At 67.5% G+C, this 25648-nt stretch carries 23 protein-coding genes; 12 read left to right on the top strand and 11 right to left on the bottom strand.

Features of this window, described 5'->3' with window-relative positions:
* Nucleotides 1-330: 330 nt before the first annotated feature.
* Nucleotides 331-1713, top strand: coding sequence for an argininosuccinate lyase (gene argH / locus ACFOLG_RS04855; protein ID WP_386089006.1), 1383 nt, complete (start codon nt 331-333; stop codon nt 1711-1713).
* 61 nt (nt 1714-1774) lie between these two features.
* Here argH and ACFOLG_RS04850 read toward each other — a convergent pair whose 3' ends face one another.
* Nucleotides 1775-2539, bottom strand: a complete 765-nt coding sequence (locus ACFOLG_RS04850; RefSeq protein ID WP_386089004.1) for a hypothetical protein — start codon at nt 2537-2539, stop codon at nt 1775-1777.
* A gap of 188 nt (nt 2540-2727) precedes the next feature.
* Between ACFOLG_RS04850 and ACFOLG_RS04845 the strand changes: the two genes are divergently transcribed.
* Nucleotides 2728-3120: a hypothetical protein gene (locus tag ACFOLG_RS04845; RefSeq protein WP_386089002.1), complete on the top strand. Its 393-nt coding sequence runs from the start codon at nt 2728-2730 to the stop codon at nt 3118-3120.
* Between the two features lie 85 nt (nt 3121-3205).
* On the opposite strand, the gene ACFOLG_RS04840 is transcribed toward ACFOLG_RS04845, so the two are convergent.
* Complete coding sequence (locus ACFOLG_RS04840) at nt 3206-3409, bottom strand: tautomerase family protein (RefSeq protein ID WP_386088999.1); 204 nt, start codon at nt 3407-3409, stop codon at nt 3206-3208.
* Nucleotides 3397-4329: a DMT family transporter gene (locus ACFOLG_RS04835; RefSeq protein ID WP_386088997.1), complete on the bottom strand. Its 933-nt coding sequence runs from the start codon at nt 4327-4329 to the stop codon at nt 3397-3399. The genes ACFOLG_RS04840 and ACFOLG_RS04835 overlap by 13 nt, the downstream gene beginning before the upstream one ends.
* Nucleotides 4330-4432: 103 nt before the next feature.
* On the opposite strand from ACFOLG_RS04835, the gene ACFOLG_RS04830 reads away from it, so the two are divergent.
* Together ACFOLG_RS04830 and ACFOLG_RS04825 are read left to right on the top strand one after the other, a co-directional pair.
* Nucleotides 4433-5290 carry a LysR family transcriptional regulator gene (locus ACFOLG_RS04830; protein WP_386088995.1) on the top strand — a complete coding sequence of 286 codons (858 nt, stop codon included), beginning with the start codon at nt 4433-4435 and terminating at the stop codon, nt 5288-5290.
* A 174-nt stretch (nt 5291-5464) separates the two neighbouring features.
* Nucleotides 5465-7480, top strand: a complete 2016-nt coding sequence (locus tag ACFOLG_RS04825; RefSeq protein ID WP_386088993.1) for a methyl-accepting chemotaxis protein — start codon at nt 5465-5467, stop codon at nt 7478-7480.
* Nucleotides 7481-7867: 387 nt separating this feature from the next.
* On the opposite strand, the gene ACFOLG_RS04820 is transcribed toward ACFOLG_RS04825, so the two are convergent.
* The 3 genes from ACFOLG_RS04820 to parC are packed head-to-tail and all read right to left on the bottom strand — an operon-like array spanning nt 7868 to nt 13088.
* Nucleotides 7868-9187 (bottom strand): sigma-54-dependent transcriptional regulator, encoded by a 1320-nt coding sequence (locus ACFOLG_RS04820; protein WP_386088991.1) that lies wholly within the window; start codon nt 9185-9187, stop codon nt 7868-7870.
* Nucleotides 9188-9215: 28 nt separating this feature from the next.
* The gene (locus ACFOLG_RS04815) at nt 9216-10736 is read right to left on the bottom strand and encodes a two-component system sensor histidine kinase NtrB (protein ID WP_386088989.1); all 1521 of its coding nucleotides are present in this window, start codon (nt 10734-10736) and stop codon (nt 9216-9218) included.
* 3 nt (nt 10737-10739) lie between these two features.
* Nucleotides 10740-13088 (bottom strand): DNA topoisomerase IV subunit A, encoded by a 2349-nt coding sequence (gene parC, locus ACFOLG_RS04810; RefSeq protein WP_386088987.1) that lies wholly within the window; start codon nt 13086-13088, stop codon nt 10740-10742.
* Between the two features lie 82 nt (nt 13089-13170).
* Here parC and ACFOLG_RS04805 point away from each other — a divergent pair, with 82 nt between their 5' ends.
* Nucleotides 13171-13629, top strand: a complete 459-nt coding sequence (locus ACFOLG_RS04805) for a GNAT family N-acetyltransferase (protein ID WP_386088985.1) — start codon at nt 13171-13173, stop codon at nt 13627-13629.
* Between the two features lie 41 nt (nt 13630-13670).
* Here ACFOLG_RS04805 and ACFOLG_RS04800 read toward each other — a convergent pair whose 3' ends face one another.
* Nucleotides 13671-14405: a BPSS1780 family membrane protein gene (locus ACFOLG_RS04800; RefSeq protein ID WP_386088983.1), complete on the bottom strand. Its 735-nt coding sequence runs from the start codon at nt 14403-14405 to the stop codon at nt 13671-13673.
* Between the two features lie 208 nt (nt 14406-14613).
* On the opposite strand from ACFOLG_RS04800, the gene tkt reads away from it, so the two are divergent.
* From tkt to fba, 5 genes are all read left to right on the top strand, one after another.
* Nucleotides 14614-16608: a transketolase gene (gene tkt, locus ACFOLG_RS04795; RefSeq protein ID WP_386088981.1), complete on the top strand. Its 1995-nt coding sequence runs from the start codon at nt 14614-14616 to the stop codon at nt 16606-16608.
* Nucleotides 16609-16728: 120 nt separating this feature from the next.
* Nucleotides 16729-17742, top strand: coding sequence for a type I glyceraldehyde-3-phosphate dehydrogenase (gene gap, locus ACFOLG_RS04790; protein WP_386088978.1), 1014 nt, complete (start codon nt 16729-16731; stop codon nt 17740-17742).
* A 160-nt stretch (nt 17743-17902) separates the two neighbouring features.
* Entirely contained in the window at nt 17903-19075 is a 1173-nt protein-coding gene (locus tag ACFOLG_RS04785) for a phosphoglycerate kinase (RefSeq protein ID WP_386088976.1), read from the top strand.
* Nucleotides 19076-19271: 196 nt separating this feature from the next.
* On the top strand, nt 19272-19904 hold the full coding sequence (locus tag ACFOLG_RS04780; protein WP_386088975.1) for a LysE family translocator: 633 nt from the start codon (nt 19272-19274) through the stop codon (nt 19902-19904).
* Between the two features lie 69 nt (nt 19905-19973).
* A complete protein-coding gene (fba, locus tag ACFOLG_RS04775; protein WP_088965955.1) occupies nt 19974-21038 on the top strand; it encodes a class II fructose-bisphosphate aldolase in 1065 nt (354 codons plus the stop codon).
* Between the two features lie 153 nt (nt 21039-21191).
* Here fba and ACFOLG_RS04770 read toward each other — a convergent pair whose 3' ends face one another.
* The gene (locus ACFOLG_RS04770) at nt 21192-22349 is read right to left on the bottom strand and encodes an HPP family protein (RefSeq protein WP_386088972.1); all 1158 of its coding nucleotides are present in this window, start codon (nt 22347-22349) and stop codon (nt 21192-21194) included.
* A 71-nt stretch (nt 22350-22420) separates the two neighbouring features.
* On the opposite strand from ACFOLG_RS04770, the gene ACFOLG_RS04765 reads away from it, so the two are divergent.
* Complete coding sequence (locus tag ACFOLG_RS04765; RefSeq protein ID WP_386088970.1) at nt 22421-22564, top strand: hypothetical protein; 144 nt, start codon at nt 22421-22423, stop codon at nt 22562-22564.
* A 52-nt stretch (nt 22565-22616) separates the two neighbouring features.
* On the top strand, nt 22617-23411 hold the full coding sequence (locus ACFOLG_RS04760) for a TIGR00266 family protein (RefSeq protein WP_386088967.1): 795 nt from the start codon (nt 22617-22619) through the stop codon (nt 23409-23411).
* Nucleotides 23412-23492: 81 nt separating this feature from the next.
* On the opposite strand, the gene aroG is transcribed toward ACFOLG_RS04760, so the two are convergent.
* From aroG to ACFOLG_RS04745, 3 genes are all read right to left on the bottom strand, one after another.
* Nucleotides 23493-24566: a 3-deoxy-7-phosphoheptulonate synthase AroG gene (aroG, locus tag ACFOLG_RS04755; RefSeq protein ID WP_386088965.1), complete on the bottom strand. Its 1074-nt coding sequence runs from the start codon at nt 24564-24566 to the stop codon at nt 23493-23495.
* A gap of 132 nt (nt 24567-24698) precedes the next feature.
* Complete coding sequence (gene dksA / locus ACFOLG_RS04750; protein ID WP_174873000.1) at nt 24699-25109, bottom strand: RNA polymerase-binding protein DksA; 411 nt, start codon at nt 25107-25109, stop codon at nt 24699-24701.
* A gap of 208 nt (nt 25110-25317) precedes the next feature.
* Entirely contained in the window at nt 25318-25623 is a 306-nt protein-coding gene (locus ACFOLG_RS04745; RefSeq protein WP_386088963.1) for a c-type cytochrome, read from the bottom strand.
* Between the last annotated feature and the right edge of the window lie 25 nt (nt 25624-25648).

Raw genomic sequence — 25648 nt, 5'->3', positions numbered from 1 at the left:
AGGTTTTAAGCGGCCGCTTTGTCTGAGCCGCGCGACGTTAGCGCGCGGCGAGTTCGGCCGCGCCTTGCGGGTGCCGTTTTTGACGGGGTTTCGCGGACCATAAGGGGCGAGCGGGGGTGGAGGGGGGCGGCGGCACGCCCCCCCTCCCCGTACGCCGGGCGGAACCGGCGACTTCAAATAGCATCCGCGCAGCGGATTCCACCCCCACCATCATCAGCGCAACAGCCCAGCAAACTCGAGGCATCCGACAGCAAGGTTGGCCGCACGGTGCGGCCAACCTATAATCCTTGCCCATAGTCGCCGCACACTTACAACTTTGGGACATCCATCATGCAAGACTCGCACGCCTGGTCCGGCCGCTTCTCCGAACCTGTTTCCGAACTGGTGAAGAAATACACCGCCTCCGTGAACTTCGATAACCGCCTGGCCGAGTTCGACATCGAAGGCTCGCTGGCGCATGCCGCCATGCTGAACAAGTCCGGCGTGCTGTCCGATGCCGACCTGGCGGCCATCCGCGACGGCATGAGCGAGATCATCGCCGACATCCGCGCCGGCAACTTCGCCTGGAGCGTGGACCTGGAAGACGTGCACATGAACGTGGAGCGCCGCCTCACCGACAAGATCGGCGACGCCGGCAAGCGCCTGCACACCGGCCGCAGCCGCAACGACCAGGTAGCCACCGACATCCGCCTGTGGCTGCGCGCGCAGATCGACCTCATCGTCGGCCTGATCGCCGAGCTGCAGAGCAGCCTGCTGGACCTGGCCGACGCCAACGCCGACACCGTGATGCCGGGCTTCACCCATTTACAAGTCGCCCAGCCGGTGACCTTCGGCCACCACATGCTGGCCTACGTGGAGATGCTGGGCCGCGACGCCGAGCGCATGAGCGACTGCCGCAAGCGGGTGAATCGCCTGCCGCTGGGCGCCGCCGCGCTGGCCGGCACCACCTTCCCCATCGACCGCTTCTACACCGCGCAGCTGCTGGGCTTCGACGACGTGTGCCACAACTCGCTGGACGCGGTATCCGACCGTGACTTCGCCATCGAATTCACCGCCGCCGCCAGCCTGGTGATGGTGCACCTGTCGCGCCTGTCGGAAGAGCTGATCCTGTGGATGAGCCCGCGCGTCGGCTTCATCGACATCGCCGACCGCTTCTGCACCGGCTCCTCCATCATGCCGCAGAAGAAAAACCCGGACGTGCCGGAGCTGGTACGCGGCAAATCCGGCCGCGTGGTGGGCCACCTGATCGCGCTGGTTACCCTTATGAAGGCACAGCCGCTGGCCTACAACAAGGACAACCAGGAAGACAAGGAACCGCTGTTCGATACCGCCGACACGCTGATCGACACCCTGCGCATCTACGCCGACATGATGCGCGGCATCACGGTGAAGAAAGAGGCGATGCGCGCCGCGGTGCTGCAGGGCTTCGCCACCGCCACCGACCTGGCCGACTACCTGGTGAAGAAGGGCATGCCGTTCCGCGACAGCCACGAAGTGGTGGCACTGACCGTGCGCCACGCCGAGCTGCAGGGCGTGGACATCGCCGACCTGAGCCTGGACAAGCTGCGCGAGTTCAGCACGCTGATCGAGCAGGACGTGTTCACCGTGCTGACGCCGGAAGGCAGCCTGGCGCAGCGCGACCACGTGGGCGGCACCGCGCCGAACCAGGTGCGCGCGCAGATTGCCCGCCACCGCGCCCGCCTGGCCGGCTAAAGCTTGGCCGCAAGCAGCAAAAAGCCACCGCATGCGGTGGCTTTTTCGTGGCCCGCCGTGGCTACTGGCCATAGGCCGGCCCGCGCTGTTGCAGCAGCGCATCGCGCAGGCTGGCCATGCGCTGCCACAGGCATTGCACCTCCTGCGGATGCTCGGCCGCATAGCGCAGGCTGAAGGGCAGGAAGTAGTCCTTGGTGCTGATCGGCGGCTGCAGCGCCACCACATCGTGGCTACCCTGCAGATAGGCCTCGGCCAGATTGTTGTGCACCGCATAGGCGGCGATGCGCCCGGCGCGCAGCTTGGCCAGGTTGGCCGCCACCCCCACCGCGCCTTCCACCGGGATATGCCAGCGCGCCAGATCCGCCGCCACCGACCAGCCCAAGTCGGTGCCGACCGTGCCGCCGTTCAGGCCCTGCAGCTGCTGGCCGTCCCACTGCAGCTTGCTGCTGCTGCGCACGTAGAAGCTGTAGCTCAGCGTGGCCAGCCGGTAGCGGCTGTCGGGCTTGCCGTCGCGCAGCGGGTAGTAGCCAAACGCGGCGCGCTCCGGGCTGTACGACAGCAGCAGGATGGCATCGGCGGCGCCGCTGCGCAGCGCCTGCAGCTGGCGCAGGCTGGATTGCCGCTGCAGCAGCAGGTAGACATTGCAGGGCGCCGCTGCCTGTTGCAGCAGCTCTACCGCCAGGCCGGGCGGCGACGCCAGCGACTTGCCCTCGCCGATGATGTAGGGCGCGGCCGGCTGGTCGTTGATCGCCACCCGCAACGGCAGCGCCGCCGCGGCCGACAGCGGCAACAGCAACAACAAACGCGTCAGGATGGAAAGCAGCATGGGACTGGGCAGCTAGCAAGGAGTTGGATTTATTTACTGTGGGTGACCGCGGCGCTCCGGTCAACTGTCATAAGGTGGCAATATTGCCGACGCTACATGACGTTACCGTGAAGGCTGCGGCCCAAGCATTGCCGCGCCGCCCGCGACGGCGCACTATCCAGCCATCCGTCCCCCCGCTGAAAGGAAGCATGATGCGCAAACTGTTGCTGCTGGCCGCCCTGGCCGTTACTGCCTCCGGCGCTTTTGCCGCCAACCCCGCCTGTGAAGCCAAGGCCGCCGAGAAGAAACTGGCCGGCGCCGCCAAGAGCAGTTTCGTGAAGAAATGCGAAGCCGAGATGAAGGCCGCCACCCCGGCGACAGCGGCGATGCCCGCCGCCCCGGCCGCGTGCGAGGCCAAGGCCGCCGAGAAGAAGCTGGCTGGCGCCGCCAAGAACAGCTTCGTGCAGAAGTGCCAGAAGGAGATGAAGCCAGCGGCGCCGGGCGCCCAGGGCGTGTGCGACAACAAGGCCGCCGAGAAGAAACTGGCCGGCGCCGCCAAGAAGAGCTTCGTGCAGAAATGCATGAAGGATGGCGGCAACTGAGCGGCGGCGGCCAACGTTGCCAACCTGCCCCGGCCTGCCGGGGCATTTTCTTTGCCAGCGGCGCCGGCGCGCCGCGTGACGGCGACTAGCTGCCGCGCGCGCGGCGCACGGTGACGCTTTCGCCGCCAATGCCCCAGTTGTCGGTGTCCACCTCGTCGATCACCACCACGGTGGTGGCCGGATTCTTACCCAGCACGTCCTGCAGCAGCCGGGTGACGCCGGCGATCAGCGCGGCCTTCTGCTCGCCGCTGGCGCCCTCGCGGGTGATCTTGATATTCACGTACGGCATGTTTGCTCCTTGTGGAAAGTAGTTGCCGCCACCGCGGCGGCACGGCCCGGCAGCGCCCCGCGCGCCACCAGCCAGGCGCCCAGCGACACGCTGAGCAGTGCACCGGCCAGCGCCGGGCTCAAGGTTTCGCCCAGGGCCGGCACCGCCAGCACGCCGGTCAGCACCGGGATCAGCGCCATCAGCGCCGAAATGCGCGCCGGCCCCAGCACGCTCACCGCGCGCAGGTACACCAGCATGCCGACGATGGCCGGCACCACGGCGTGGAACAGCCCCAGCGTGGCCACGGTAGCCAGCGGCACCTGCGCCAGGCCCTTGGGCAACCATAGCAGGTAAACCGGCAAATACAGCACGGCGGAGGCCAGGGTGACGAAGGCGGTGAGCTGCCAGGCCGGCAGCTGCCAGCGCCGCGCCAGCAGCCCGTACAGCGCCCACAGCAGCGATGCGGCCAACAGCAGGCCGTCGCCCAGCCAGTGCTGGCCGCCGCCGTGACCCTGCAGCAGCGGCAAGGCCAGCAGCAGTACGCCCAGCGCCATCAGCGCATAGCCCGGCCACTGTCGCGCCGGCGGCCAGCCCTGGCCGGTGAGCAGCAGCAGCAGCGCCATCAGGAACGGCTGCAGGCCGGGAATCAGCAGCGCGGCATGCGCCGCCGGCACCCACTGCACCGCGCTGTAGCACAGCAGGCAGAAGCCGATGCAGCCGATCACCGCCAGCAGCCACAGCCGGCCATCGCACCAGCTGGCGCGCGGCGGCAGCCCCAGGCCGCACAGCAGCAGGCTGGCGATGGCCAGCCGCAGCCCGAGCAGATCGTACGGCGTCAGGCCGCTGTGGCCGCCGGCGCGCGCCACCAGCATGAAGCCGCTCCAGATGGCGACCGCAGCGAAGGCGGCAAGATAACCCTGCCGCAGGGAAAGAGTGGCCATGACAGCCTCCTTGGCAACAACACGATGCCGCCAGTGTGCCGCCGCCATGTCATCCTGAAAAATGAATTATTATGATCACATCCATCCAGAAACGAGATTGATCATGGACCTGGCCGATCTGCGCATTTTCCAGGCGGTGCTGCAGGAAGGCGGCGTCACCGCCGCCGCCCGCCGCCTGCACCGCGTGCAATCCAACGTCACCACCCGCATCCGCCAGCTGGAAGACAGCCTGGGCGTGGCGCTGTTCGAGCGCGAAGGCAAGCAGCTGCGGCCAACCGCGGCGGCGCGCGTGCTGCAAGGCTATGCCGGCCGCCTGCTACAGCTGGCCGACGAGGCGCGCCAGGCGGTGGCCGGCGACAGCCCGGCCGGCACGCTGCGGCTGGGAGCGATGGAAAACACCGCCGCGGTGCGGCTGCCGCCGCTGCTGGCCGACTTCCACCAGCGCTACCCGCAGGTCAAGCTGGAGCTGCGCACCGCGCCCACCGCCACGCTGATCGCCGCGGTGCTGGCCGGCGAGCTGGACTGCGCGCTGGTGTGCGGCCCGGTGCTGGAGCCGCGGCTGGAAAGCCAGCCGTTCTGCCGCGAAACCCTGCTGCTGATCAGCGCCCTCGGCCAGCAGGTCGACGCGGCCAGCGGCCCGCACACCCTGCTGGCCTTCGACCGCGGCTGCGCCTACCGCCAGCGGCTGGAGCGCTGGCTGGACGACAGCGGCTGCGTGGTAGACCGGCTGGTGGAGCTGGACTCCTACCACGCCATGATCAGCTGCGCCGCCAGCGGCATGGGGCTGGCGCTGGTGCCGGAGGCGCTGCTGGCCATCACCCCGGCCGCCGGCAACGTCGCCTGCCACCCGCTGCCGCCGCCACTGGCGATCGCCGACACCGTGCTGGTGCGCCGCCGCGGCCAGCATGCGCCGGCCGTCGACGCGCTGGCGGCGCTGCTGCGGCAGGCGGCGGCGGCGTGAAAAATGCTGTGCGATCAAGGCTCTAGCCGGCAGGCTTGATGCGCATCAACATGGTGACATCGGCATGACAGTAATATTGCAGCCGCGCTGTTTTTAATAAGATACATTCTCAATAAAGCAGCCACACACCGGCAAGTTACTCATACCCAACCACCCACCGTGTCGTGATGCCCCATGCCCACCATCCTCCCCAAATCGCTGTCCCTGGCGCACAAGCTCGGCCTATTGCTGAGCGTGGCGCTGTTTCTCGTCCTCGGCCTGGCCGGCTTCCTGCTCAGTGACTGGCTGGGCGCGCGCATGGAAGCGCGCGCCATCGCCGGCATGCAGACCACCAACCAGCAGGTGGTGGATACCATCGACGCCTACGCCCGCGTGCTGGAAGACAATGCGCAGCAGAGCGCCCGCCTGCTGGCCAGCAACCTGCCGCGCCCGCTGCGCGTCGATGCCTCCGGCACCAGCCCGGCGCTGTACGGCGGCGAGCGCCTGCTGAACGACGACGCCACGCTGGTGGACAACTACACCCAGGCCACGCGCAACGTCGCCACCGTGTTCGTGAAACACGGCAGCGACTTCCTGCGCATCAGCTCCTCGCTGAAGCAGGAAGACGGCCGCCGCGCGGTCGGCACCGTGCTGGCGCACGACCACCCGGCCTACGCGCTGCTGAGCCGCGGCCAACCCTACAGCGGCCCGGCGCGGCTGTTCGGCCGCGATTACATGACCCACTACCAGCCGCTGCAGGACGAGGCCGGCCAGCTGGTGGGCGCACTGTTCGTCGGCATCGACAACACCGACGGCCTGCAGGCGCTGAAGCAGAAAATCCTGTCGATCAAGGTCGGCGACTCCGGCTACGTCTACGTGGTGGATGCCCTGCTGCGCCCGGGCGAGCTGCTGATCCACCCGTCGGCCGCCGGCAAGAACCTGCTGGACAAGCGCGACGCCGACGGCAAGCCCTTCATCCAGAGCATGCTGCAGCAAGGCAGCGGCCAGATCAGCTACCAGTGGCTGGACCCGGGCGCCAGCGAGCCGCGCCGCAAGCTGGCCGCCTTCCAGCGCTACCCGCACTGGGGCTGGCTGGTGGCCACCGGCGCCTACCAGGACGAACTGGTGCGCGAGCCGCACGAGATGCAGCTGAAAATGCTGCTCGGCACCCTGGCGGTCATGCTGCTGTTGCTGCTGATCGTGCACTTCGCCATGCGCCACTGGGTCAGCCGCCCGCTGGCCGGGCTGGTGGCGGTCACCCGCCGCATCGCCACCGGTGACCTCAGCAGCCGCATCGCGGTGGACCGCGGCGACGAAATCGGCCAGGTGCTGGCCGCCAGCGACCACATGTGCCAGGAACTGCGCCAGCTGATCAGCGAAGTGAACCAGGGCGTCACCGGCCTGGGCCGCAACGCGCAGAACGTGTCGCAGCTGGCCGACGACGTGGCGCAAAGCTCCAGCGAGCAGAGCGCCGCAGTGTCGGCCATGGCCGCCAGCGTGGAGGAAATGACCCACAGCATCGGCCAGGTCAGCCAGCACGCCGGCAGCGCGCGCGACCTGGCGCTGCAGTCCGACCAGGTGTCGCGCAGCGGCGAGGAGACCGTTGGCCGCACCGTGGCCACCATGCGCGAAATCGCCGCCGCCTCCGGCGACACCGCGCGCACCGTCACCCAGCTGGGCGAGCGCTCGGAGCAGATCAGCCGCGTGGTGACGGTGATCCGCGACATCGCCGACCAGACCAACCTGCTGGCGCTGAACGCCGCCATCGAAGCCGCCCGCGCCGGCGAAATGGGCCGCGGCTTCTCGGTAGTGGCCGACGAAGTACGCCAGCTGGCCGAGCGCACCACCCAGTCCACCCAGGAAATCACCGGCATCGTTGGCCGCATCCAGAGCGAAGCGCAGCTGGCGGTAGAAAGCATGAGCAGCGCCGCGCTGCAGGTGGAAACCGGCGTGCGCGCCGCCAGCGAGGCCGGCGACAGCCTGCAGGACATCCGTAGCGGTGCGCAGCAGGTGGAGCAGGCGGTGGTGGGCATTGCCGACGCGCTGCGCGAGCAGAGCACCGCCAGCCTGGACATCGCCCACAACGTGGAACGCGTGGCGCAGCAGGCCGACCAGAACCACCACAAGGCCCGCGACGCCTCGCTGGCCGCCTGCGAAATGACCGCGCTGGCGCAGCAGCTGCGTCAGGCGGTGGCGCGCTTCACGGTGTAGCGGCACAGGTTGGCCGCATGCCCGATCCGGCTTGTTGCGGCCAACTGTTACCACAGTAGAACCGAGCCGACTGGTCCCAGCCCGTTGGCGCGAGCCGGGCAAAATTGAATTAATTTGCCCCAGCTGTTAAGCCGCCGCCTGTTTGAGCCGCGCGACGGTAGCGCGCGGCGAGTTCGGTGGCGCCTGGGGCGCGCCGTTTTGCTCGGGGTTTCGAGCAGCCCCGGGGAGCCGGGGATTGGAAAGGGGCCGGCGGGCGGCCCCTTCCTCGTTTGCCGGGCGAAACCGGCACCAAAATCATCATCCGCGCAGCGGATTCCACGCCAGACAGCAGCGCTAAGCCGCCAACGTTGGCCGCAAAAGAAAAAGCACTGCCAACGCAGCGCTTTTTCACCCCTCCTTCATCCCCAGCCGCTCCAGCCGGTAGCGCAGCGAGCGGAAGCTCACCCCCAGCAGCTTGGCCGCCTGGGTGCGGTTGCCGCCGCACTGCCCCAGCGCCACCTCGATGGCGCTGCGCTCCACCCGGTCCAGGTAGTCCTGCAGCGTCTCGCTGCCGGATGGCACCGCGCCGCTGCTGCCGGCCGGTTCGGCGGCGCGCAGCTGCAGGTCCAGCGGCACGATCATGCCGTCGCTGCACAGCGCCACCGCGCGCTCCAAGATGTTTTCCAGCTCGCGGAAGTTGCCGGGGTAGTGGTAGCCCAGCAACGCCTGCACCGCTTCCTGGCTCAGCCGCGGCCGCTCGCTGCCGGCGTAGCGTTCCAGCAGCGTGCCGATGAAGCGCGGGATGTCCTCGCGCAGTTCGCGCAGCGCCGGCATCGCCAGGCTGATCACGTTCAGCCGGTAGTACAGGTCCTGGCGGAAGGCGCCGTCGCTCACCAGCTGCGTCAGGTGCTTGTGGCTGGCGGACAGGATGCGCACGTCCACCGCCTCTTCCTGCGCCGCACCCAGCTTGCGCACGGTTTTTTCCTGGATCGCGCGCAGCAGTTTCACCTGCATCGCCAGCGGCAGGTCGGCCACTTCGTCGAGGAACAGCGTGCCGCCGTGCGCCTGCTGGAAGAAGCCGTCGCGGTCGGCGTCGGCGCCGGTGAAGGCGCCCTTCTTGCTGCCGAAGAACTCGCTTTCCATCAGCGTTTCCGGAATCGCGCCGCAGTTCACCGCCACGAACGGCTTGCCGGCGCGCGGCCCCTGTTCGTGGATGCTGCGCGCCGCCTGTTCCTTGCCGGAGCCGGATTCGCCGCTGATGAACACCGCCGCCTGGCTGCGCGCCAGCTTGGCGATCAGCCGCTGCACTTCCTGCAGCGCCGGCGACTCGCCCTGCAGCCGGCTGCCACCGGCCGCCGTCACCGTGTCGCGCACCGCCAGCGCCGATTTCACCAGCGAGCGCAGCGCGGCCAGGCTCAAGGGCTTGGCCAGGTAGTCGAAGGCACCGGCCTTCATCGCCGCCACCGCGTTCTCGGTGCTGCCGTAGGCGGTGATCACCGCCACCGGCACGTCCAGCCCGGCGTCGGCGATGTACTGCACCACCTGGATGCCCTCGCCGTCCGGCAGGCGCATGTCGGTGAGCGCCAGATCGTAGTGGCCGGCGGCCAAGCGGCTCTGCGCCTCGGCCACCGTGCCGACGGTGTCCACCGCTAGCCCCATCTTGCCCAGCGTCAGTGCCAGCAGTTCGCGGATATCGGGTTCGTCGTCGACGATCAGCACTCGGCTCATGGCGTATCTCTATCAGTCCGCGCCGCCATCAGGCCGCGCTTGGCAGGGTCAGGCGGAAGCAGCCGCCGGGCCCGACATAATCCAGCCGCGCGCCGTTGGCCTCGGCCAGCTCGCGCGCGATGTACAGGCCGAGGCCGGTGCCGCTGCTCTCGGTAGTGTAGAACGGCTCGAACAGCCGGCTCTGCGCCTGCTCGCTCACCCCCGGGCCGTCGTCGCGCACGCGGATGCTGTCGGCGTCCACTTCCACGCTCAGCGCGCCCGCGGTGTGGCTGCTGTAGCGCCAGCCGTTGCTGATCAGGTTGGTGAGGATCTGCTGCAGATGGCCGCGGTCGAAGCGCACGCTGTGCACTACCAGCACGCGGCAGACGATGCCGCCGGCCGCCGCCGGGTTGGCCAGCAGAAAGTTGTCCACCAGCGCGGCGAGGAACGGCCCCAGCGCGATCGGCTCCGGCTTCACCCGGTCGCGGCGGTTGAGCTGCAGCACCTCTTCCACCAGGTGGTTGATGCGGCGGCTGTTGGCATGCACCATCGCCGCCAGCCGGCGGCTGCCTTCGTCGGCGGCGTCCTCGCCCAGCAGTTCGGCGGCCTGGCTGATGGCGGCCAGCGGGTTGCGGATCTCGTGCGCGATGTTGGCGGTGAGCCGCCCCAGCGCGGTGAGCTTGATGCGCTGCGCCTCGGCGGCCAGCTCGGCCACGTTCTGCAGGAAGATCACCACCAGCCGCACCTCGCCCACCGCCAGCGGCAGCATGCGCCCCAGCAGCTGCTGGCCGCGCACGTTGAGGTCCAGCGTCTGCGCGTGCGACGGGCAGCCCTGCAGCCGCCAGCGGCGCAGCAGCGGCGCCAGTTCCGGCAGGCTGTTGTCGCGCTCGATGCGGCCGAACACCCGCTCGGCGCGGCTGTTGTAGTGCTGCACCAGGCCGTTGTCGTCCAGCACCACCACCGCCTCGCGCAGCGCCTGCAGTACCAGCGCGTTGACGCGGTTGAGGCTGGCCAGCTCGCTGCTGCGCGCCGCCGCCAGCTGCTCGGACATGCGCGCCTTGTTGCCCAGCAGCGAGGTGATGCCGCTGGTGACGAAGCAGGCGGTGGCCAGCAGCGCCGCCTGGAACAGCTCACGCGGGTCGGGGGTGGCGCCGTGGCTGCCCAGCAGCACGCTGCCGAACACCGTCAGCGTGGCCAGCGCGGCGTAGAAGCCGGCGAAACGGCCGGACACCAGCATGCCGGCCACCGCCAGGAACGGCAGCAGCAGCATGCCGAAGCCGCTCTGCACGCCGCCGTAATGCTGCATGAACGCCACCAACAGCAGGATGTCGCCGCTCAGCGTCGCCGTCAGCGTCCACAGCAGCGGCAGTTTAAAGCGCGGCAGCAGCAGGCCCAGGGTGATCAGCGCCGCGTACAGCCAGGCCCAGCCGCCCAGCGGCGTGCCGGGCGACAGCGTCGGCATCGCCCACTGCGTCATGATCAGCAGCACCAGCACGCTGACGGTGCGGAACAGGTTGAAGTAATGCAGCACCCGTTGCGGCGACAGGGCGGCAGCTAGCGGCGGCGGCATCGCTTAGTCCGGGTCGCGGATGGCGGTGACGGTCCACTTCTTCGGCAGCAGCTTGCCCTTGCGGCCGCGCTTGCCGTCGAACTCGGCCAGCGCCAGCTTCTCGTCCGCCACCTTGCCGCGTATCGAGGTGGTGGCCAGCAGCGCGCGCTCACCGGCCACCAGGCCGAAGGCGGTCACCGCCTCGCCGTCGTCCAGCGCCAGCAGCATCAGGCCGCGGCCCTTAGCCAGCTCCTTCAGCTCGCTGGCCGGGAACGCCAGCAGGCGGCCGCCGTCGCTGGCCACCACCAGGCGCAGGCCGTCAAGGTTGGCCGCAGCCTTCACCGGTGCCAGCACCGCTTCGTTCGCGTCCAGGGAGAGGAAGGCCTTACCGGCCTTCACCCGCCCGGCCATGTCGCTGATCTTGGCGATGAAGCCGTAGCCGCCGCTGCCGCCGACGATGAAGCGTTCCTCGTCGCGGCCGGAGATCATCTGCGCCGGCTTGGCGCCGTCCTGCAGTTCCACCAGGCTGGCCACCGGCACGCCGTCGCCGCGGCCGGTGGGCACGTCGGCCGGGTCGATGCTGTAGGCGCGGCCCTTGCTGTCCAGCACGATCAGCGACCACACGGTGCGGGTTTCCACCACGGTGTGCAGCGCATCGCCGTCCTTGAAGCTGAGCGCCGACAGGTCCAGGTTGTGGCCGACGCGGGCGCGGATCCAGCCCTTCTGCGACAGGATCACCGTCACCGGCTCGTCGGCCACGGTCTGGGTCAGCACCGCGCGTTCGGCCGGCTTCATCTCGCTGCGGCGCGCATCGCCGTACTTGGCGGCATCCTCGCGGATCTCCTCCGCCATCTTGCCGCGCAGCGCGGCCTCGCTGGCCAGCAGGTAGCGCAGACGGTCGCGCTCCTCGCGCAGCTCGGACAGCTCCTTCTCCAGCTTGAAACCTTCCAGCCGCGCCAGCTGGCGCAGGCGGATTTCCAGGATGTCCTCGGCCTGCAGCTCGGTGAGGCCGAAGGCCTTCATCAGCTCCGGCTTCGGCTCGTCCGCTTCGCGGATCACACGGATCACTTCATCGATATGGATGAAGGCCACCATGCGGCCTTCCAGGATGTGGATGCGCTTGTCCACCTGCCCCAGGCGGTAGTTCAACCGGCGGGTGATGGTGTGCTGGCGGAACTGCAGCCACTCGGCGAGGATGCTCTTCAGCCCCTTCTGCGCCGGGCGGCCGTCGAGGCCGATCATCACCAGGTTCAGCGAGGCATTGCCTTCCAGGCTGGTCTGCGCCAGCAGGATGTTCATGAACTCGTCCGGGTCCTGGCGGCTGGACTTGGGTTCGAATACCAGCCGTACCGGCTGCTCGCTGTCGGACTCGTCGCGCACGCGGTCCAGCAGCGACAGCATCAGGCTCTTCAGGTTCTGCTGATCCTGGGTCAGCGCCTTCTTGCCGGATTTCAGCTTGGGATTGGTGGCCTCCTCGATCTCGGCCAGCACCTTCTGCGCGCTGGAGCCGGGCGGCAGCTCGGACACGATCACCCGCCACTGGCCGCGCGCCAGTTTTTCCACTTCCCACTTGGCGCGCACGCGCACGCTGCCGCGGCCAACCTCATACGCCGCCTGGATGTCCTCGGCCGGGGTGATGATCTGGCCGCCGCCGGGGAAATCCGGCCCCGGCACGTGCTGCATCAGCTCGGCGGTGGTGAGCTCCGGGTTGGCCAGCAGCGCCAGCGCGGCGGAGGCCACTTCCTTCAGGTTGTGCGGCGGAATCTCGGTGGCCATGCCCACCGCGATGCCGGAGGCGCCGTTGAGCAGCACCATCGGCAGCCGTGCCGGCAGCAGCGCCGGCTCGTCGAAGGCGCCGTCGTAGTTGGGCACGAAATCCACGGTGCCCATGTCGATCTCGGACAGCAGCAGCTCGGCGATCGGCGTCAGCCGCGCTTCGGTGTAACGCATCGCCGCCGCGCCGTCGCCGTCGCGGCTGCCGAAGTTGCCCTGGCCGTCGATCAGCGGGTAGCGCAGGGTGAAATCCTGCGCCATGCGCACCAGCGCCTCGTAGGCGGAGCTGTCGCCGTGCGGGTGGTATTTACCGAGGATCTCGCCCACCACGCGGGCGGATTTCACCGGCTTGGCGCCGTGCACCAGGCCCATGTCGCGCATGGCGTACAGGATGCGGCGCTGCACCGGCTTCTGGCCGTCGGCCACCTCCGGCAGCGCGCGGCCCTTGACCACGCTCATCGCGTATTCCAGATAGGCGCGCTCGGCGTACAGGTCGAGCGGAATGCTGCTGTCGTCCACGGCAAGGTTGGCCGCAGGCGGGGCCGGCGGCGGCGGTTCGGACACGTCCGGCGCGCTAAACAGATCGTCGTTGTGGCTCATATGTGGGGGATCGCGTCCGGCATGCAGGGCGCACGCCGTGGTATGGTCGGGTCACGAAGTGTGAGAGTTGAAGGATTGTACTATGGCAATTCAGCTGCGGTGGCAATGCCACGGTTTTGACGATTTCAGCCCGCGCGCGCTGTACGAAGTGCTGCAGCTGCGCGACCGGGTGTTCGTGCTGGAACAGCAGTCGCTGTACGGCGACATCGACGGCATGGACCTGGACTGCTGGCACCTGTGCGGCCGCGATGCGGCGGGCCAGCTGCTGGCCTACGCGCGGCTGATCGCTCCCGGGGTGAAGTACCCGGACGCCAGCGCCATCGGCCGGGTGGTGATTCCGCAGGCGCTGCGCGGCAGCGGCCTGGCCAAGCCGCTGATGCAGCAGGCGGTGCAGCAGTGCCTGGCGCTGTTCCCGGGCCGCGCCATCATGCTGTCGGCACAGGCCGAGCGCCAGGGCTTCTACGAGAGCTTCGGCTTCCGCCCGCTGTCGGCGCCGTACGACGACGGCGGCATCCTGCACCTGGACATGCGCCGCGATTGAGCAGCAAAGGTTGGCCGCAAGCGCTGCGGCCAACCTGGCAATCAACGCTGCGGCAGCCCGTCGCCGAATACGTCCTGCCAGGCGGTGTAGACGGTGACGAACATCACCGGCAGCCACAGCAGCAGGCCCAGCCCGAACGGCAGCATGGCGATGAACAGCAGCGCCGCCAGCAGCACGCCACACAGCAGCACCGCCGGCCAGTTCAGCAGCCCGCCGGCCAGGCTGCGGCGCATCGCCCGCAGCGGGTCGAAGCCGGCCAGCACCACCGCCGCCGGTGCGAACCAGTACAGCAGCGAGGCCACGAACAGCCCACCGGCCAGCAGCAGCATGCCCACCAGCTGCTTGCCCAGCGGCAGCGCCTGCATCTGCTGCGGGTCGTGCATGCCGCCCAGCAGCGCCGTCAGCAGCAGCATGATCAGCAGCATTGCCAGCACCAGCACGCCGAAATAGCTCAGCCCCAGGCCGATCAGCGGCCGGGCGAAATCCTGGAACGCCGCCAGCACCTCGGCCGGGCGCAGCGTGTCGCCACGGTCGGCGCGCCGTGCCGCCAGCACGAAACTGCCGGCGAACAGCGGCGCCACCAGCACCGCCAACAGCTGGCCGATCACCGGCAACATGCCCAGCAGCAGCTGTAAGGTCAGGTAACTGGTGGCGAACAGCACCCAGGTCAGCGGCTGTTCGCGCACCAGGAAGAACGCCTGCTGCACCCAGTGCCAGCCATGACGCATGGGCACACGGCGCGGGGCAAAGGCATGGGACGGGGGGGATTCGATCACTACGACACTCCGTTTTGGTACCGCTACGACTACATGCCGCAGCAAAGTAATTTTATTACGCCGCAAAGCCAATACCGGCGCGGGCTGGCGAGGTTGCCGCGCTGCGACAAAATCGGCGATAATCCCATGATTTCGCAACGGTTAGACCGCCGCCAACCGCGGCGCGACACTGTTGTTCCGGTTCCCTACAAGTTGAGGTTTTCCCCGAATGGTCACCCGAACCGAGCTAGCCAACGCCGTGCGCTTCCTGTCCATGGACGCCGTGGAGAAGGCCAAATCCGGTCACCCCGGCGCCCCGATGGGCATGGCGGATATCGCTGAAGTATTGTGGCGCGATCATCTGAAACACAACCCCGCCCACCCGGACTGGGCCAACCGCGACCGCTTCGTGCTGTCCAATGGCCACGGCTCGATGCTGCTGTACAGCCTGCTGCATCTCACCGGCTACGACCTTTCGATCGACGACCTCAAGAACTTCCGCCAGCTGCACAGCCGCACCCCGGGCCACCCGGAATACGGCTACGCGCCGGGCGTGGAGACCACCACCGGCCCGCTGGGCCAGGGCATCACCAATGCGGTGGGCCTGGCGCTGGCGGAAAAGATCCTGGCCGCCGAATTCAACCGCGACGGCTTCCCGGTAGTCGACCACTACACCTACGCCTTCATGGGCGACGGCTGCCTGATGGAAGGCATCAGCCACGAAGCCTGCTCGCTGGCCGGCACCTGGGGCCTCAACAAACTGATCGGCTTCTACGACGACAACGGCATTTCCATTGACGGCGACGTGGACGGCTGGTTCACCGACGACACCCCGGCGCGCTTCGAAGCCTACGGCTGGCAGGTGATCCGCAACGTGGACGGCCACGACGCGGAAGAGATCCAGACCGCCATCGACACCGCCAAGAAGAGCAGCGACCGCCCCACGCTGATCTGCTGCAAAACCGTGATCGGCAAGGGCGCCCCGAACAAAGAGGGCGGCCACGACGTGCACGGTGCGCCGCTGGGCAGCGCCGAAATCGCCGCCGCCCGCGCCAACCTGCAGTGGGCCTACGAGCCGTTCGTGGTGCCGCAGCACATCCAGGACGCCTGGGACTGCCGCGCCAAGGGCGCCGGCCTGCAGGCCGCGTGGGACAAGCTGTTCGCCGACTACGCCGCCGCCCACCCGGAACTGGCCGCCGAATTCACCCGCCGCATGGCGGGCGAGCTGCCGGCCGGCTGGGACGCGCACGTGGCCGCCAAGATCGCTGCGGCCAACGACAAGGGCGAAACCATCGCCACCCGCAAGGCGTCGCAAAACGCCATCGCTGCCTTTGCCGAGGTACTGCCGGAACTGCTGGGCGGCTCCGCCGACCTCACCCCGTCCAACCTCACCAACTGGCCGGGTTCGGTAGCCGTTGGCGGTGAAACCGCTGGCGGCAACTACGTGCACTACGGTGTGCGCGAGTTCGGCATGGCCGCCATCATCAACGGCCTGGCGCTGCACGGCGGCGTGAAGCCGTTCGGCGCCACCTTCCTGATGTTCAGCGAATACGCGCGCAACGCACTGCGCATGGCGGCGCTGATGAAGATCAACCCGATCTTCGTGTTCACCCACGATTCCATCGGCTTGGGCGAAGACGGCCCTACCCACCAGCCGGTGGAACAGATCGCCACCCTGCGCCTGATCCCGAACATGGCGGTATGGCGCCCGTGCGACACCGTGGAATCCATGGTGGCCTGGGCCGAGGCGCTGGCCGCCAAGGATCACCCGTCCTGCCTGATCTTCAGCCGCCAGAACCTGCCGTTCGTTGCCCGTGACGCCGCGCAGATCGACGGCGTGAAAAAAGGCGGCTACGTGCTGCGCGATGCGGCCAACCCTCAAGCGGTACTGATCGCCACCGGTTCCGAAGTGGAGCTGGCGCTGAAGGCACAGGAAGCACTGGCCGCCGAAGGCATCGCCGCACGCGTGGTGTCCATGCCGTGCACTCGCGCCTTCGACCAGCAGGACAAGGCCTACATCGCCTCGGTACTGCCGGCCGGCGTGCCGCGCGTGGCCATCGAGGCCGGTGTCACCGACATCTGGCGCAAATACGTGGGCCTGGAAGGCGAGGTAGTGGGTATCGACCACTTCGGCGAATCCGCCCCGGCTGGCGTGCTGTTCAAGGAATTCGGCTTCACCGTGGAAAACGTGGTGGCCAAGACCAAGAGCGTGATCCGCGCCTAAGCACACAGGCCGCCCCCGCCATGCGAGGGGCGGCCGTTTCATTTGTAGTGCCACCAGATCGGCAAAAGCCGGCAGACATGGGCACGACTCAGTTTCAGACATTTTCTTGGGAGAGAAAACATGACCATCCGTATCGCGATCAACGGCTACGGCCGTATCGGCCGCCAGGCACTGCGCTCCATCTACGAATACAAGCTGGGCAACGATTTCCAGATCGTGGCGGTGAACGCCTCCGGCGACCTGGCCACCAACGCGCACCTGACCAAATTCGACACCGTGCACGGCCGTTTCGACGCCGAGGTGAGCCATGACGAGCACAACCTGATCGTCAACGGCGACGTGATTCCGTTCTTCTCCACCCGCAACCCGGCCGAACTGCCGTGGGACAAGCTGCAGGTGGACCTGGTGCTGGAATGCACCGGCTCGTTCACCACCAAGGAAAAGTGCCAGGCGCACCTGAACGCCGGCGCCAAGAAGGTGCTGATCTCCGCACCGGGCGGCGACGACGTTGACGCCACCATCGTTTACGGCGTGAACCACGACGTGCTGCGCGCCGACATGACCGTGGTGTCCAACGCCTCCTGCACCACCAACTGCCTGGCCCCGGTGGCCAAGGCGCTGAACGACGCCATCGGCATCAAGAAGGGCCTGATGACCACCATTCACGCCTTCACCAACGACCAGGTGCTGACCGACGTGCGTCACAAGGACCTGCGCCGCGCCCGTTCCGCCACCGACAACCTGATCCCGACCAAGACCGGCGCCGCCAAGGCGGTAGGCCTGGTGCTGCCGGAGCTGAAGGGCCGTCTGGATGGCTTCTCGGTACGCGTGCCGACCATCAACGTATCGCTGGTGGACCTCACCTTTACTGCCATGCGCGACACCACCAAGGACGAGATCAACGAGATCGTACTGAAGGCCGCCGAAGGCAGCATGAAGGGCACCCTGGGCTACAACACCCTGCCGCTGGTATCCAGCGACTTCAACCACAGCACCGAAGGCTCCATCTTCGACGCCACCCTGACCAAGGTAACCGGCGGCAATATGGTGAAAGTGCTGGCCTGGTACGACAACGAGTGGGGCTTCTGCCAGCAGATGCTGAAAACCGCCAAGGCAATGTTCGAGGCGAAGTAAACCGGGACTGATGCGGCCAACCTGCGGGTTGGCGCCAGCCTGGTAGGGTGGGCCGCTTGCGGCCCACGCCAAATACCCATTTGCCGCTGTCCGGCTTGCCGGCAGCGGCAGAGTGATAATGGCGGGCCGTAAGCCCGCCCTGCCCAGCTGAGGAGAAAACATGCAATTCAAGAAACTCACCGACCTGGCCCTGGCCGGCAAGCGCGTGCTGATCCGCGTCGACATGAACGTGCCGGTGAAAAACGGCGTGATCGGTGACGACACCCGCATCCGCGCCAGCCTGCCGTCCATCGAGCACTGCCTCAAGGCCGGCGCCAGCGTGATCCTGATGACCCACCTGGGCCGCCCCACCGAAGGTGAGCCGAAGCCGGAAGACAGCCTGGCACCGGTAGCCGCCCGCCTGTCCGAACTGCTGGGCAAGGCCGTTGCCGTGTCCGACAACTGGCAGGCCGGCCTGCAGTTGGCCGCCGGTGACGTGGTGATGCTGGAGAACGTGCGCCTGAACAAGGGCGAGAAAAAGAACAACGAAGAGTTGGGCAAGGCATACGCCAGCCTGTGCGACATCTTCGTCAACGATGCTTTCGGCACCGCGCACCGCGCCGAAGCCTCCACCCATGCCGTGGCCAAGTTCGCCCCCACCGCCTGCGCCGGCGTGCTGCTGGCTGCCGAGCTGGAAGCGCTGGGCAAGGCGCTGCAGGCGCCGGCCCGCCCGCTGGTGGCCATTGTTGCCGGCTCCAAGGTGTCCACCAAGCTCACCATCCTGGAAGCACTGGCAGATAAGGTGGATCAGCTGATCGTCGGTGGCGGCATCGCCAACACCTTCCTGCTGGCCGAAGGCAAGACCATCGGCAAGTCGCTGGCCGAAGCCGACCTGGTGGACGAGGCGAAGAAAGTCATCACCAAGATCCGCGCCCGCGGTGGCGATGTGCCGCTGCCAAGCGACGTGGTGTGTGCCGGCGAGTTCGCCGAAACCGCCGCCGCCACGCTGAAGAACGTGGCCGAGGTGACCGCCAACGACATGATCCTGGACATCGGCCCGCAGTCCGCTGCCGAGCTGGCTGCCATCGTCGCCCGCGCCGGCACCGTGGTGTGGAACGGCCCGGTGGGCGTGTTCGAGTTTGCGCAGTTCAGCGACGGCACCCGCGTGCTGGGCGAAGCCATCGCCAAGTCGCCGGCGTTCTCGATTGCCGGCGGTGGCGACACCCTGGCGGCCATCGCCAAGTTCGGCCTCACCGACGACATCAGCTACATCTCCACCGGTGGCGGCGCCTTCCTGGAATTCCTGGAAGGCAAGGAACTGCCGGCAGTGGCGATTCTGGCCGAGCGCGCTTAACAAGCCGCGGACGACCTGGCGAGCCAGAGCGGGGCAAGGCGAAGCGGTACTCGCCATGTAAGGTTCTGGCTGCAGGTCGTTGCTTGCGGCCAACGTTGGCCGCAACCGTTCACGCGCAATCGTGAACAGCATGTAACTTGCCGGGTACAGGCCAGCGGCCTAGACTCGGCAAGACTGTTTTCAAGGAGCTGCGACCATGGCATTCAATACCTGGCTGATCTTCGTGGTGACGGTATTCTTCGTCTCCGCCACCCCCGGCCCCAACATGCTGCTGGCGATGAGCCACGGCATCCGCTTCGGCCTGCGCGGCGCACTGCCGACCATGGCCGGCCTGCTGCTGGCGCTGGGTCTGGTCATGGGCGGCTCCGCTGCCGGTCTGGGCGCGCTGCTGGCGGCCTCCGAGCTGCTGTTCTCCATCGTCAAGTACGCCGGTGCCGCCTACCTGGTGTGGCTGGGCTACCAGGCCTGGCGCGCGCCGGTAAGCGATACCGCTGCTGCCAGCGATGACGAGGGCGATAAAGTCGTCAGCGCCGGGCAGCGTTTTCGCACCGGCTTCCTGGTGGCGATGAGCAACCCGAAGGCCTTCGTATTCTTTACCGCGCTGTTCCCGCAGTTCATGCGTGCCGATGCCCCGCAACTGCCGCAGCTGGTGGTACTGGCCGGCACTTTCTACGTGATCGAGAGCAGCTGGCAGCTGGTGTACGCCTTTGGCGGCGCCAAGCTCAAGCACTGGATCACCAGCCCGCTGCGCCAGCGCCTGATGAACCGCTTTGCCGGCGGCTCCTTCATGGCGGCCGGCGTGGCCCTGAGCACCGTCAGCCATAGCTGACGCGGCCAACCCGTTTACACGCGCAGGCCCGGCCTGCGCGACTGCATTCAATTACTGGAGACTCACCCCATGGCACTCGTTTCGATGCGTCAGCTGCTGGATCACGCAGCAGAATTCAGCTACGGCCTGCCGGCCTTCAACGTGAACAACCTGGAGCAGATGCGCGCCATCATGGAAGCCGCCGACAAGGTGGATGCTCCGGTGATCGTGCAGGCCTCCGCCGGCGCCCGCAAATACGCCGGCGCCCCGTTCCTGCGCCACCTGATCCTGGCCGCGGTGGAAGAATTCCCGCACATCCCGGTGGTGATGCACCAGGATCACGGCACCAGCCCGGACGTATGCCAGCGCTCCATCCAGCTGGGCTTCTCCTCGGTGATGATGGACGGCTCGCTGAAGAGCGACGGCAAGACCCCGGCCGACTACGACTACAACGTGGACGTGACCCGCACCGTGGTGAACTTCGCCCACGCCTGCGGCGTGTCGGTGGAAGGCGAGATCGGCTGCCTGGGCAGCCTGGAAACCGGCATGGCCGGCGAGGAAGACGGCGTGGGCGCCGAAGGCGTGCTGGACCACAGCCAGCTGCTGACCGACCCGGAAGAAGCCGCCCGCTTCGTCAAGGACACCGGCGTGGATGCGCTGGCCATCGCCATCGGCACCAGCCACGGCGCTTACAAATTCACCAAGAAGCCCACCGGCGACGTGCTGCGCATCGACCGCATCAAGGAAATCCACGCCCGCATCCCCAACACCCACCTGGTAATGCACGGTTCCTCCAGCGTGCCGCAGGAATGGCTGCAGATCATCAACGAATTCGGCGGCGACCTGGGCGAGACCTACGGCGTGCCGGTGGAAGAGATCGTGGAAGGCATCAAGCACGGCGTGCGCAAGGTGAACATCGACACCGACCTGCGCCTGGCCTCCACCGGCGCCATCCGCCGCTTCCTGGCGCAGAACCCGAAAGAGTTCGATCCGCGCAAATACCTGAAGGTGTCCACCGACGCCATGCGCGACATCGTGCTGGCGCGCTACGAAGCCTTCGGCGCCGCCGGCATGGCCAGCAAGATCAAGCCGGTGAGCCTGGACAGCATGGCCAATCTGTACCTGAAAGGCCAGCTGGCACAGATCGTGAAGTAAGCACGCGCTGCCGATGCAGAACGCCACTCCGCGGAGTGGCGTTTTTTATTGCCCTGCGGCCAACGTTGGCCGCAGGGTTTTGCTCAACGCGGCGTAGCCTGGCGTCGAGCATGGCGAGGCCCAGCGTTCACTACGCGCAGATGGCTAGCAGCATCAGACCGCATGCAGCCGGTCGCGGAACAGCGCGGCGATCAGGTCGGCCTGGCTGATCATGCCCACCAGCGTGCCGTCGGCGGCCAGCACCGGCACATGGTGCAGGCCGCGCTCGGCGAACAGCGGTACCAGCTCCACCAGGTGCAGGCTGTCGCGCACACTCACCACCGGGCTGCTCATGATCGCCGCCACGCGGTTGCCGGCGCCGCGGCCGCCCAGCAGCCGCGCCACGCGCTCGCGCAGGCCTTCCGGCGTGCCGTCCAGCCGCTTGAGGAAGTCCACCAGCGACACCATGCCCAGCACCTGGCCGAACTCGCCCACCACCGGCAGCGCGCGCACCTTATGGCGGCGCAGCAGGCGCCAGGCTTCCTGCAGGCTGGTATCCGCCCGCAAAGTCACCACGTCGCGGGTCATGAAGTCGCGGCAGCGGGTATCGCCAAGGCGACGGCGGTAGGCGTGCATCTCGGCCAGCGTCATCACCTGCTCCAGGTCGTCGCGGCTGATGTCCAGCAGGTGGTTGAAGCCGCTCAGCGCCGCGCTGACGTCCTCGTCGCGGATGCCCATGCGCGCCAGCGGCGACGGGTCACTGACCAGGTTGCGGTTGGGCGCCGGCAGCGGCCGCGGGTAGGGGCGGCGCAGCAGCTGGCGGTTGAGCAGCAGCGCGAACAGCAGCATCAGCAGCGCATTGCAGGACACCAGCCCGACAAAGCCGAAGCCCATGGCATGCACCGCCGGGCCGCCGATCACCGCGTTGAGGGCGATGGCACCACCCGGCGGGTGCAGGCAGCGCAGCGCGATCATGGCGAAGATGGCCAGCGCCACCGCCAGCCCGGCAGCCAGCGCCGGGGAGGCAATCCACTGCGCGCACAGCACACCAACGGTGGCCGACACCAGGTGGCCGCCCACCAGCGGCCACGGCTGCGCCAGCGGGCTGCTGGGCAGCGCATACAGCAACACCGCTGCGGCGCCCATCGACGCCACCAGCATCGGCGCCGGCCCCAGCAGCCAGTGGGTGAGCAGGCCGGTGGCGGCGATGGCCAGCAGGGTGGCGGCGGTGACCGCCAGCCGTTCGCGGCGGCCGATCTGCAGCGGCTCCGGCCACCAGCGTTGCAGTTGGCCGCGCAGGCCGGCCGGCAGGAAAGTCAGAGGGTTTTGCATCGACGCATTGTAGGGAACATGTATTTCATTTGCCACTTCAACGCCGCCGGAGCCTTGCGTACACTGACGTCATGAGCGAACTTTTCTCCCCCCTGGAATGGGTCTTCGTCATCATCCTGGCGCTGGTGCCGCTGGCCGGCATCGTGCTGCACCTGTGGATCATGCTGCTGCGGCCGCCGCAGGCGCCGCCGGACGAGCAGGACAAGACCCGCTGACTTGCCGTGCCGCCGCTGGCGGCACGCCCCCGTTGCGACAAAGGAGCCCGGCATGAGCATGGACGTGATCGACTACGAAATCTTCGGCGATGACATGCAGTACGTCGAAGTGGAGCTGGACCCGGGCGAGGCCGCTGTCGGCGAGGCCGGCGCGCTGTACTACATGGAAGACGGCGTCAGCATGGACACCATCTTCGGCGACGGCTCGGCCAGCCAGAGCGGGCTGTTCGGCAAGCTGCTGGGCGCCGGCAAGCGGCTGATCACCGGCGAATCGCTGTTCACCACCGTGTACCAGAACCAGGCCGGCCACAAGCGCAAGGTGGCGTTTGCCGCCAGCTACCCGGGCAAGATCGTGCCGGTGCACCTGCTGGAGCTGGGCGGCACGCTGTATGCGCAGAAGGACAGTTTCCTGGCCGGCGCCAAGGGCGTGAGTCTGGGGTTGGCGTTCCAGAAGAAGATCGGCACCGGCCTGTTCGGTGGCGAGGGCTTCATCATGCAGAAGCTGGAAGGCGATGGTTACGTGTTCCTGCACGCCGGCGGCACACTGACCTGCCGCCAGCTGCACCCGGGCGAGACGCTGCGGGTGGATACCGGCTGCGTGGTGGCCTACCAGCCGACGGTGGATTTCGACATCGAGTACGTTGGCAAGCTCAAGAGCGCGCTGTTCGGCGGCGAGGGCGTGTTCTTCGCCCGCCTCACCGGCCCGGGCAAGGTGTGGCTGCAGTCGCTGCCGCTGTCGCGGCTGGCCGATCGCATCCTGGCCGCCAGCCCGCGTGCTGGCGGCCGCAGCAGCGAACAGGGTTCGCTGCTGGGCGGGTTGGGCGACCTGATCGACGGCGACGACTGACGCTGCGGCCAACGTTGGCCGCATAAAACAAAACCGCCCGTGCTGCCACGGGCGGTTTGCTATTGCGCGCCGGCTGGCAGCTTACTTGCCGCCGACACCCAGCTTGCTGCGACGGGCCTTCACCGCGTCGGCCAGCGTCTGCAGCGTGCTCTCGGTATCGTCCCAGCCGATGCAGGCGTCGGTGATGCTCTGGCCGTAGGTCAGGGTGCAGCCCGGCTTCAGGTCCTGGCGGCCTTCCACCAGGTGGCTTTCCACCATCACGCCGAAGATGTGGTTGTCGCCGGCGGCCAGCTGGCCGGCCACGTCCTGGCACACTTCCATCTGGCGCTTGTAGTCCTTGCGGCTGTTGGCATGGCTGAAATCCACCATCAGCTTCTGCGGCAGGCCGACGGCGGCCAGCTCGGCGGCGGCGGCCTTGACGAAACGTTCCTCGTAGTTCGGCTCCTTGCCGCCACGCAGGATCACGTGGCAGTCCGGGTTGCCGCCGGTTTCCACGATGGCGGAGTGGCCGGTCTTGGTCACCGACAGGAAGTGGTGCGACACGCTGGCGGAGCGGATGGCGTCGACGGCGATCTTCAGGTTGCCGTCGGTGCCGTTCTTGAAGCCCACCGGGCAGGATAGCCCGGACGCCAGCTCACGGTGCACCTGCGATTCGGTGGTGCGCGCGCCGATGGCGCCCCAGCTGATCAGGTCGGCCAGGTATTGCGGGGTGATCATGTCGAGGAATTCGGTGGCGGCCGGCATGCCCATGCTGTTGAGGTTGAGCAGCAGGCGACGGCCGATGCGCAGACCGGCGTTGATATCGTAGGACTCGTCCAGGTGCGGATCGTTGATCAGGCCCTTCCAGCCCACGGTGGTGCGCGGCTTTTCAAAATACACGCGCATTACCACCACCAGCTCGCCGGCGTATTTTTCGCGCAGCGGCAGCAGGCGGCGGGCATATTCTTCGGCCGCGGCCGGGTCGTGGATGGAACAGGGGCCGATCACCACCAGCATGCGGTCATCCTCGCCGCGCAGCAGGCGGGCGATGTCGCGGCGGGTATGGTAGATCAGCTCGGCGGCCGGCTCGTTGATCGGCAGCTCGTACAGGTGCGCGATCGGGGGCAGCAGTTCCTTGATGTCACGGATTCTTACGTCATCGGTCTGGCGGTGCATGATTGTTTTCCTTGCCTGTCTGGCTATCTCTTTGCATAGCAACATTACCTGCTTGCACCCGCCGTGCCAAGCCTGCCGCGGCAAAACAAAAGGGCACCCCGCGGGGTGCCCTTGTGCTGCGGCCAACAGCGATCAGTCTGCGTACTGGCGTTTCATGCGCTCGCGGCGCTCCTGCGCTTCCACCGACAAGGTGGCAGTCGGGCGGGCCAGCAGGCGCTTCAGGCCGATCGGCTCGCCGGTGTCTTCACAGAAACCGTAGGAACCGTCGTCGATCAGGCGCAGGGTGGACTGGATTTTTTGCAGCAGCTTGCGCTCGCGGTCGCGGGTGCGCAGCTCCAGTGCGTACTCCTCTTCCAGCGTGGCGCGGTCGGCCGGATCCGGCGTGGCCTCCTGCTCTTGCAGATGGCTGGCCGTGGCATTGGCGTTGCCCAACAGCTCTTGCTGCATCTGCAGCAGGCGCTCCTTGAAGAACTCAAGGTGGTCGGCGTTCATGTAGTCGTCGCCGGACCAGTTGAGGATGTCTTGTTCAGTCAGCTTGGCCATGATTTGAGCTTCCAGCTATTAAGAGTTTTGGCAAACAGGCGTGGAAGATTACCGACGGCATACGGAAAGTGCAACACGGTAATGGAACATTCACGGAATTATCTATTTATATAGCGTCCGCCGCGCCAAAGCTCAAGCCGGATCGCAGATGGCGCCGGAAGCCGCGGCAACGGCGGCCGGCGGGCCGTCGTTGCCGCTCATGGCAACATCATTTCTGCGACAGCACCCACTTCACCAGGGTCTTGAGATCGGCGTCGCTGACCTGCGGATTGGGCGGCATCGGCACGCTGCCCCACACGCCGGAACCGCCGGCTTTCACCTTGGCGATCAGCCGCGCCTCGGCGCCCTTGTCGCCGGCGTATTTCTTGGCCACGTCCCGGTAGGCCGGGCCGACCACTTTCTTCTCCACCGCGTGACAGGCGGTACAGCTGTACTTTTGCGCCAGCTGCAGATTGGCAAACGCCGGTGCGGCCAACAGGCCGCCAGCCAGCGCGGCAAACAGCATCTTTTTCATGACATTTCCTCCTCGAACGCAGCCG

The organism is Vogesella facilis, from assembly GCF_042648525.1.
GTDB classification, from domain to species: Bacteria; Pseudomonadota; Gammaproteobacteria; order Burkholderiales; family Chromobacteriaceae; genus Vogesella; species Vogesella facilis.
This window is presented reverse-complemented; position numbering and strand designations above follow the sequence as displayed.

What these genes read in the sequence shown, in the direction of transcription:
- argH (WP_386089006.1), top strand. Translation starts at nt 331, where the DNA reads ATGCAAGACTCGCACGCCTGGTCCGGCCGCTTCTCCGAACCTGTTTCC.
- ACFOLG_RS04850 (WP_386089004.1), bottom strand. Translation starts at nt 2,539, where the DNA reads ATGCTGCTTTCCATCCTGACGCGTTTGTTGTTGCTGTTGCCGCTGTCG.
- ACFOLG_RS04845 (WP_386089002.1), top strand. Translation starts at nt 2,728, where the DNA reads ATGATGCGCAAACTGTTGCTGCTGGCCGCCCTGGCCGTTACTGCCTCC.
- ACFOLG_RS04840 (WP_386088999.1), bottom strand. Translation starts at nt 3,409, where the DNA reads ATGCCGTACGTGAATATCAAGATCACCCGCGAGGGCGCCAGCGGCGAG.
- ACFOLG_RS04835 (WP_386088997.1), bottom strand. Translation starts at nt 4,329, where the DNA reads ATGGCCACTCTTTCCCTGCGGCAGGGTTATCTTGCCGCCTTCGCTGCG.
- ACFOLG_RS04830 (WP_386088995.1), top strand. Translation starts at nt 4,433, where the DNA reads ATGGACCTGGCCGATCTGCGCATTTTCCAGGCGGTGCTGCAGGAAGGC.
- ACFOLG_RS04825 (WP_386088993.1), top strand. Translation starts at nt 5,465, where the DNA reads ATGCCCACCATCCTCCCCAAATCGCTGTCCCTGGCGCACAAGCTCGGC.
- ACFOLG_RS04820 (WP_386088991.1), bottom strand. Translation starts at nt 9,187, where the DNA reads ATGAGCCGAGTGCTGATCGTCGACGACGAACCCGATATCCGCGAACTG.
- ACFOLG_RS04815 (WP_386088989.1), bottom strand. Translation starts at nt 10,736, where the DNA reads ATGCCGCCGCCGCTAGCTGCCGCCCTGTCGCCGCAACGGGTGCTGCAT.
- parC (WP_386088987.1), bottom strand. Translation starts at nt 13,088, where the DNA reads ATGAGCCACAACGACGATCTGTTTAGCGCGCCGGACGTGTCCGAACCG.
- ACFOLG_RS04805 (WP_386088985.1), top strand. Translation starts at nt 13,171, where the DNA reads ATGGCAATTCAGCTGCGGTGGCAATGCCACGGTTTTGACGATTTCAGC.
- tkt (WP_386088981.1), top strand. Translation starts at nt 14,614, where the DNA reads ATGGTCACCCGAACCGAGCTAGCCAACGCCGTGCGCTTCCTGTCCATG.
- gap (WP_386088978.1), top strand. Translation starts at nt 16,729, where the DNA reads ATGACCATCCGTATCGCGATCAACGGCTACGGCCGTATCGGCCGCCAG.
- ACFOLG_RS04785 (WP_386088976.1), top strand. Translation starts at nt 17,903, where the DNA reads ATGCAATTCAAGAAACTCACCGACCTGGCCCTGGCCGGCAAGCGCGTG.
- ACFOLG_RS04780 (WP_386088975.1), top strand. Translation starts at nt 19,272, where the DNA reads ATGGCATTCAATACCTGGCTGATCTTCGTGGTGACGGTATTCTTCGTC.
- fba (WP_088965955.1), top strand. Translation starts at nt 19,974, where the DNA reads ATGGCACTCGTTTCGATGCGTCAGCTGCTGGATCACGCAGCAGAATTC.
- ACFOLG_RS04770 (WP_386088972.1), bottom strand. Translation starts at nt 22,349, where the DNA reads ATGCAAAACCCTCTGACTTTCCTGCCGGCCGGCCTGCGCGGCCAACTG.
- ACFOLG_RS04765 (WP_386088970.1), top strand. Translation starts at nt 22,421, where the DNA reads ATGAGCGAACTTTTCTCCCCCCTGGAATGGGTCTTCGTCATCATCCTG.
- ACFOLG_RS04760 (WP_386088967.1), top strand. Translation starts at nt 22,617, where the DNA reads ATGAGCATGGACGTGATCGACTACGAAATCTTCGGCGATGACATGCAG.
- aroG (WP_386088965.1), bottom strand. Translation starts at nt 24,566, where the DNA reads ATGCACCGCCAGACCGATGACGTAAGAATCCGTGACATCAAGGAACTG.
- dksA (WP_174873000.1), bottom strand. Translation starts at nt 25,109, where the DNA reads ATGGCCAAGCTGACTGAACAAGACATCCTCAACTGGTCCGGCGACGAC.
- ACFOLG_RS04745 (WP_386088963.1), bottom strand. Translation starts at nt 25,623, where the DNA reads ATGAAAAAGATGCTGTTTGCCGCGCTGGCTGGCGGCCTGTTGGCCGCA.